The organism is uncultured Flavonifractor sp. (genome assembly GCF_944383115.1).
Taxonomy (GTDB): Bacteria; Bacillota; Clostridia; order Oscillospirales; family Oscillospiraceae; genus Flavonifractor.
Genome location: NZ_CALWOJ010000097.1, coordinates 1 through 7,115, shown reverse-complemented (window position 1 = coordinate 7,115; position 7,115 = coordinate 1). Strand labels below are relative to the sequence as shown.

The 7,115-nt window shown below is 60.4% G+C and carries 7 protein-coding genes; 4 read left to right on the top strand and 3 right to left on the bottom strand.

Annotated elements, in window-relative coordinates; translation table 11 throughout:
- The 3 genes from guaB to Q0K43_RS09390 all read right to left on the bottom strand — a co-directional run.
- A partial coding sequence (gene guaB, locus Q0K43_RS09400; RefSeq protein WP_297290285.1) for an IMP dehydrogenase occupies window positions 1–1,133 on the bottom strand: 1,133 nt, incomplete at its 3' end.
- A gap of 46 nt (window positions 1,134–1,179) precedes the next feature.
- Window positions 1,180–1,932: an acyl-[acyl-carrier-protein] thioesterase gene (locus tag Q0K43_RS09395; RefSeq protein ID WP_297290284.1), complete on the bottom strand. Its 753-nt coding sequence runs from the start codon at window positions 1,930–1,932 to the stop codon at window positions 1,180–1,182.
- A gap of 3 nt (window positions 1,933–1,935) precedes the next feature.
- Window positions 1,936–2,553, bottom strand: a complete 618-nt coding sequence (locus tag Q0K43_RS09390; RefSeq protein ID WP_297290283.1) for a hypothetical protein — start codon at window positions 2,551–2,553, stop codon at window positions 1,936–1,938.
- Window positions 2,554–2,728: 175 nt separating this feature from the next.
- On the opposite strand from Q0K43_RS09390, the gene spoVAD reads away from it, so the two are divergent.
- The 4 genes from spoVAD to glnA form a co-directional block, all read left to right on the top strand.
- Complete coding sequence (gene spoVAD, locus Q0K43_RS09385; protein WP_297290282.1) at window positions 2,729–3,742, top strand: stage V sporulation protein AD; 1,014 nt, start codon at window positions 2,729–2,731, stop codon at window positions 3,740–3,742.
- Between the two features lie 10 nt (window positions 3,743–3,752).
- Window positions 3,753–4,121 carry a stage V sporulation protein AE gene (gene spoVAE / locus Q0K43_RS09380; RefSeq protein ID WP_297290281.1) on the top strand — a complete coding sequence of 123 codons (369 nt, stop codon included), beginning with the start codon at window positions 3,753–3,755 and terminating at the stop codon, window positions 4,119–4,121.
- 117 nt (window positions 4,122–4,238) lie between these two features.
- Entirely contained in the window at window positions 4,239–5,849 is a 1,611-nt protein-coding gene (locus tag Q0K43_RS09375; RefSeq protein WP_297290280.1) for a CTP synthase, read from the top strand.
- Window positions 5,850–6,084: 235 nt separating this feature from the next.
- Window positions 6,085–7,115 (top strand): type I glutamate--ammonia ligase (gene glnA, locus Q0K43_RS09370; RefSeq protein WP_297290279.1); only part of this gene is annotated, 1,031 nt, incomplete at its 3' end.

Genomic DNA, 7,115 nt, shown 5'->3' with positions numbered 1-7,115 from the left:
GTGTCGCCGGGGGACTCCTCGCACCCGGCCAGCAGGGAGCCCAGCATGACCACGCTGGCGCCGGCGGCCAGGGCCTTGGTGATGTCGCCGGAGTACTTGATGCCGCCGTCGGCGATGACGGGGATGTCGTACTTGGCGGCCATACAGGCGGCGTCATAGACGGCGGTGATCTGGGGCACGCCGATGCCGGCCACCACGCGGGTGGTACAGATGGAGCCGGGGCCGATGCCGATCTTCACGCAGTCGGCGCCCGCCTCGATGAGGGCGCGGGTACCCTCGGCGGTAGCCACGTTGCCGGCAATCAGCTGTACGTCGGGATAGACGGCCTTGATGCGGCGGACGCAGTCCAGAATATTGTGGGAGTGGCCGTGGGCGGAGTCCAGGCACAGCACGTCCGCGCCGGCGTCCACCAGGGCCCGCACCCGGTCCAGCACGTCGGAGGTGACGCCGATGGCGGCGCCCACCAGCAGGCGGCCCTTGTCGTCTCGGGCGGAGTTGGGATACACGGTAGCCTTCTCAATGTCCTTGATGGTGATAAGGCCCTTCAGGCGATACTCGTCGTCCACAATGGGCAGCTTCTCGATCTTGTGCTTGCGGAGGATCTCCTTGGCCTCCTCCAGGGTGACGCCCTCCTTGGCAGTGACCAGGTTGTCCTTGGTCATCACATTGTCCACCAGCTGGGTCATGTCGGTCTCAAACTTCATATCCCGGTTGGTGATGATGCCGATGAGCCTGCCGTCCTTGCAGATGGGCACGCCGGAGATCCGGTACTTGGCCATCAGGGCGTCGGCCTCGGCCAGGGTGTGGCCGGGAGCCAGCCAGAAGGGGTTGGTGATAACGCCGTTCTCACTGCGCTTGACCATGTCCACCTGCTCGGCCTGAGCGCCGATGGACATATTCTTGTGGATGATGCCGATGCCGCCCTCACGGGCAATGGCGATAGCCATGCGGTACTCGGTCACCGTATCCATGGCGGCGCTCATCAGCGGCACATTCAGCCTGATTTTACGGGTCAGCTGCGTGTGCAGATCAATGTCGGCAGGCAGCACGTCGCTCTCCGCCGGGATGAGCAGTACGTCGTCAAACGTAAGGCCCTGCTTGAGAAACTTCTGGTGTTCTTCATTGTTGACCATAGTGCATCTCCTTTTATATTTCTTTTTCCAAATAATTTTATCTATTCTACTTGATTGCGCCCCCACTGTCAAGGGAAGATAGCCTGGCCGCGCCTTCAAAACGGCTTTTTCCGCCGCCATCCGCGCCCCGGACATACCACAGCCCGTCCTGCTCACCAGCCAAGAGGATGATCTCCTCCCCTGCGCGGCATTCCGCCAGGTAGTCCACCTGGAGTTCCGAGACCCATTGATCCTGTCCCAGCCGATCCATCCGGATGGCATCACAGATAAAATCGGCGTAGCGGACGTTGTTTACATGGCCGTTGATATCAGTGTCGCTGTAGTGCATGACCCGCCGCTCTGTCTCCATCAGGCCGGCAGGCAGCCTGAACCGGGACAGCATCTTGGTCTTACACAATTCCCCGCCGTCGGTCCCCTGAAATTCCGCCACTCTGCTCATACGGGCGATGCGGTGGGTGTCCGCATCGGCCAGCACCCACACGGACACCGCCTCCCCCACCGGCTTTCCATCCACAAACAGGTCGAAATCCCGATAACAGGAGGCGCCGCTGTCACCCCGGTGCCAGGTGCGGACCGAAAGAATCTCATTCCAACCCAGAGGGCGATCCAGCCGGTACCACATCCGGGCCAGCATCCAGAACAGATTATACTTGTTCAGCATTTCGTCCCGGGATGCGCGGAGCTGGCAGGCCGCAGCCACCGCTGCCTCCTGCAGAATACCCATTACACCGGAGGGTCTGCAGTGGTTCCACGGGTCTACGTCCCGGGAGTCAATGGCGTACTGTCCGTCAAAATACACCGCTTACTCCTCCTTCCTGCCCCGGATAAGCAATTTGGTCTTGCAGCAGATGTCGTCGATATCGTTGTCGGTGGCCGCCGGGATGCGCATGGCAGCCCCGCAGTCGGCACAGAACAGATCGATGGAGCTGTAGTTGACCTGGAGCTTCCAGCGGTGGGACCCGCAGGTGCAGGAGATGCCATCCCGCTGGGCGATCTCCTTCAGCTCGGAGAGTACCTCGTGCATCACCAGCTCGTCCAGGAAGGCGCCTTTCTCCTCCCCCTCGGCCCGCTCCAGCTTATCGGCGGCGGCCTCCAACCGCTGGAGGGCAGCAAATACCGGCCCCTCTTCCCCCACATAGCAGCAGTCCAGGCCGGACTGGGCACAGGAAAAGGCCAGCACCTTCTGGTGCAGGAACGCCTGGGTGGAGCAGGTCACGGTGTGGTCCCGGCCGCAGGAGAGGCAAGGCACCGTCAATCTCACCCGATCCCCCATCATCTCCACCCGGAGCGCAGACTTGCCGCAGGGACAGGGCAGCTCGTTAGCGGACGCTGCCAGCTGGAACACAGTGCGCTCTACCGCCACGCTCTGATGGCAGGCAGGGCACAGATAGGCCAGGGTTCGTTTGGCTTGTTCTTCCATAGTGGACCTCCCCAACCGGCCATACGGCCAATCGTGTATATGATATATTATAACGCAAATACGCCACGTTGACCAGCCGGTCCGGCTACAAAATCCAGTCTCATATTTTACATGCTTTTCGTTCAAAATAGTATTTGTCAGGCGGACAGCCGCCCAAGTTAACAGAGGTGAGGATATGGCTAACAAAAAACTGGGCCGGCAGACAGTGGCCCTTCAGGACCCGCCCTCGGTCATCGGCAGCGCCAGCGTGGTAGGCAAGAAGGAAGGGGAAGGCCCACTGGCCGCCACCTTTGACCACATCAGCCAGGACGATACCTTTGGGGAACGCAGCTGGGAGAAGGCGGAGAGCGCCATGCAGAAACTGGCTCTGGCCGCTGCTCTTAACAAGGCGGGACTGAGCGTTTCCGGTCTTGATTATCTGCTGGCCGGTGATCTGCTCAACCAGTGTATCGGCTCCGGCTTTGCCGTGCGGGGACAGGACGTTCCCTTCTTCGGGCTGTACGGCGCCTGTTCCACCATGGCGGAAAGCCTTTCTCTGGCCGCCATGCTGCTGGGCGGCGGTTACGGCACCAAAATCGCGGCCATGACCTCTTCCCATTTCTGCTCCGCCGAGCGACAGTACCGCTCCCCCCTGGAGTATGGCGGCCAGCGCACTCCTACCGCCCAGTGGACGGTGACCGGGTCGGGCTGCGTCATTTTGGCCGACCAGGGCCCCGGCCCTTATGTCACCCATGTCACCACCGGCAAGATCGTGGACAAAGGGATCAAGGACGCGGCCAACATGGGGGCCGCCATGGCCCCTGCCGCGTATGCCACCATTGCTGCCCACTTTCAGGATACGGGCCGAAAGCCCTCCGACTATGATCTGATAATCACCGGAGATTTGGGACAGCTGGGCCGCGACATCGTGGCTGACTGGTTCCACCGGGACGGTATGGATCTGAAAAATCTCAACGACTGCGGTACCCTGATCTACGATCTGGAGGGGCAGGACGTCCACTGCGGCGGCTCTGGCTGCGGCTGTTCAGCGGTAGTGCTGGCGGGGATGCTCCTCAATGGTATGGCCGGAGGCCGCTGGAAACGCATCCTGTTCTGCGGCACCGGCGCTCTGCTCTCCCCCACCTCCTCCCAGCAGGGAGAGAGTATCCCAAGTATCTGCCACGCGGTGACGCTGGACATCGGAAAGTGAGGGATAAACCATGGATCTATTCTGGACCTATGTGCGTGTATTTGTATGTGGAGGAACATTCTGTCTCATTGGGCAGATTCTCATTGACAAGACCTCCCTCACCCCCGCCCGCATTCTGGTCTCCTATGTGGTGGCCGGAGTGATCCTGGGTGGTCTGGGGATCTACCCCTGGCTGGTGGAGTGGGGCGGAGCGGGGGCCACCGTGCCCCTCACCGGCTTTGGCTATCTGCTGTCCAAGGGCGTGGCGGAAGCCGTAGCGGAAAAGGGCGCGCTGGGTATCCTGACCGGCGGCATTTCCGCTGCCGCAGGAGGCATTACCGCCGCGGTACTCTTTGGTCTGCTGGCCGCCTTGCTCTTCAAATCACGGCCAAAATCTTGACAAACCGCAGCTTCGGTGGTAGAGTATCCGCCGTGAACGAGGGCGTTCCACGATGGGAGGCGCTGCCGCCTCCTCGTCTGGACGCTCTCTTTTTATTTTGAGTCAGGAGGGATATGGATGACGAAATATGTGTTTGTGACTGGCGGCGTGGTTTCCGGTTTGGGCAAGGGTATTACCGCCGCCTCCCTGGGCCGGCTGCTGAAGGCCCGGGGCCTAAAGGTGGCCGCACAGAAGCTGGACCCGTACATCAACGTAGATCCCGGCACCATGAGTCCCTATCAGCACGGCGAGGTCTTTGTCACCGAGGACGGGGCGGAAACCGATCTGGATCTGGGCCACTACGAGCGCTTCATTGACGAGGATCTAAACCAGTTCTCCAACCTGACCACCGGCCGGGTATACTCCAACGTCATCGCCAAAGAGCGCCGGGGGGAATATCTAGGCAAGACGGTGCAGGTTATCCCCCATATTACCGATGAGATCAAGCGATTTATCTACGCTGTGGGCCGGAAAACAAATGCGGACATCGTTATTACCGAGGTAGGCGGCACTACCGGCGATATAGAGAGCCAACCCTTTCTGGAGGCCATCCGCCAGGTGGGTCAGGAGGCTGGTAAGGGCAACGCCCTCTACATCCATGTAACCCTGGTTCCCTATCTGAAGGCCTCCGGCGAACACAAGTCCAAGCCCACCCAGCACTCGGTCAAAGAATTACAGGGCACGGGCATCTCCCCCGACCTCATTGTGCTTCGGTGCGACGAGCCCATTACCGACTCCAGCATTTTTGAGAAGATCGCCGGGTTCTGCAACGTGAAACCGGACTGCGTCATCGAAAATGTCACCCTCCCCACCCTCTATGAGGCCCCCCTGATGCTGGAATCCGCCGGTTTTTCCTCTGTGGTGTGTCGGGAGCTGGGGCTGGAATCCCCCGCCCCCGACTTGACTGAGTGGACAGCCCTGGTGGAGCAGATTAAAGGGCTCCGTTCCACAGTCACCATCGGCCTGGTGGGCAAATATGTGCAGCTCCATGACGCCTATCTGTCGGTGGCCGAGGCCCTTCGTCACGCCGGCTATCCCCTGGGAACCAAGATCTTCATCCGCTGGATCGACTCAGAGAGCCTCACCACCGAAAACTACGTCCAGGTACTGGAGGATCTGGACGGCATTCTGGTACCCGGCGGCTTTGGCGCCCGGGGCATCGAGGGCATGATCCTGGCCGCCCGGTATGCCCGGGAACACCAAGTCCCCTATCTGGGTATCTGCCTGGGGATGCAGGTGGCGGTCATCGAGTTTGCCCGCCATGTGGCCGGGCTGACAGACGCTCACTCCGGTGAGTTTGAACCTAAGTGCCCCCACAAGGTCATTGACTTTATGCCCGGCCAGAGCGACGAGATTGACAAGGGCGGCACCCTGCGGCTGGGGGCCTATCCCTGCGCCGTCCAGCCCGGTACCCTGCTGGAGCGGTGCTATGGCGCCGCTCAGATCCAGGAGCGCCACCGCCACCGCTACGAGTTCAACAATCAGTTCCGGGATACCCTCACCGGGGCCGGTCTGGTCATCAGCGGCCTGTCTCCCGACGGGCGGCTGGTGGAGGCGGTGGAACTGTCCCACAGTCCCTTCTTTGTGGGGGTGCAGTACCATCCGGAGTTCAAGAGCCGCCCCAACCGGCCCCACCCCCTCTTCCACGGCTTTGTGGCTGCCGCCCTTTTCCGCCACAAGCAGAGTTAGTCCCTCGTTTTGCAAGTTATTTTATTGCTAATTGCATAAATTAAAGCTTGCCCCGACCTCTCCTCTACGGTTATCCTTCCAAAATCCCTGCAATATCCTCCTTTCCTGTTGACAAAAACATTTACACAGGTTATACTTGCACCATTAGTTGAGAACGAAGGCGTTCCAACCCGTCCAGGGTGGAGCGCCTTCTTCTCTTTCTTTCAATATGAAAGAAAGAAAGGAGATTCCTGCAATGTCGTACACCAAGGAAGATATCATCCGCATCGTCCATGAGGAGGATATTGAGTTTATCCGCCTCCAGTTCACCGACATTTTCGGTCAGCTGAAGAACGTGGCCATCACCGCCTCCCAGATCGAGAAGGCGGTGAACAACCAGATTATGTTCGACGGTTCCTCCATCGAGGGTTTCGTCCGCATCGACGAGTCCGACCAGTATCTCTATCCCGATCTGAACTCCTTCGTGATCTTCCCCTGGCGGCCCAGCCACGGCAAGGTTGCCCGGCTGATCTGCGACGTCCACAACCCCGACGGCACCCCCTTTGTGGGCGATCCCCGAGGCACCCTGAAGCGGGTTCTCCAGCGAGCGAGGGACATGGGATATGACGCCTTCAACGTGGGCCCCGAGGCCGAGTTCTTCCTGTTCCAGACTGACGACGAGGGCCGTCCCACCACCAAGACCAATGATGAGGCGGGCTACTTCGACCTGGGCCCCCTGGATCATGGCGAGGGCACCCGCCGGGAGATCTGCCTGGCCCTGGAGCAGATGGGCTTTGAGATCGAGGCCAGCCACCACGAAGTGGCCGCGGGTCAGCATGAGATCGACTTCAAATACGAGGAGGCCCTTCACACCGCTGACAACATCATGACCTTCAAGCTGGCGGTGAAAACCCTGGCCCAGAAGAACGGCCTCCACGCCACCTTTATGCCAAAGCCCATTTTCGGCATCAACGGCTCGGGAATGCACACCAACATGTCCCTGTTCCGGGGCGGCAAGAACGTGTTCTATGATCCCAACGACGAGCGGGGCTTGTCCAAGGAGGCCTACTCTTTCATCGCCGGTCTCTTAACCCATGTAAAGGGCATGGCGGCGGTGACCAATCCCCTGGTCAACTCCTACAAGCGGCTGGTGCCCGGCTACGAGGCTCCCTGCTACCTGGCCTGGTCCGCCTCCAACCGCTCCGCCCTCATCCGTATCCCCGCCTCCCGTGGCCAGTCCACCCGGGTGGAGCTGCGCTCCCCCGACCCGGCCTGCAACCCCTACCT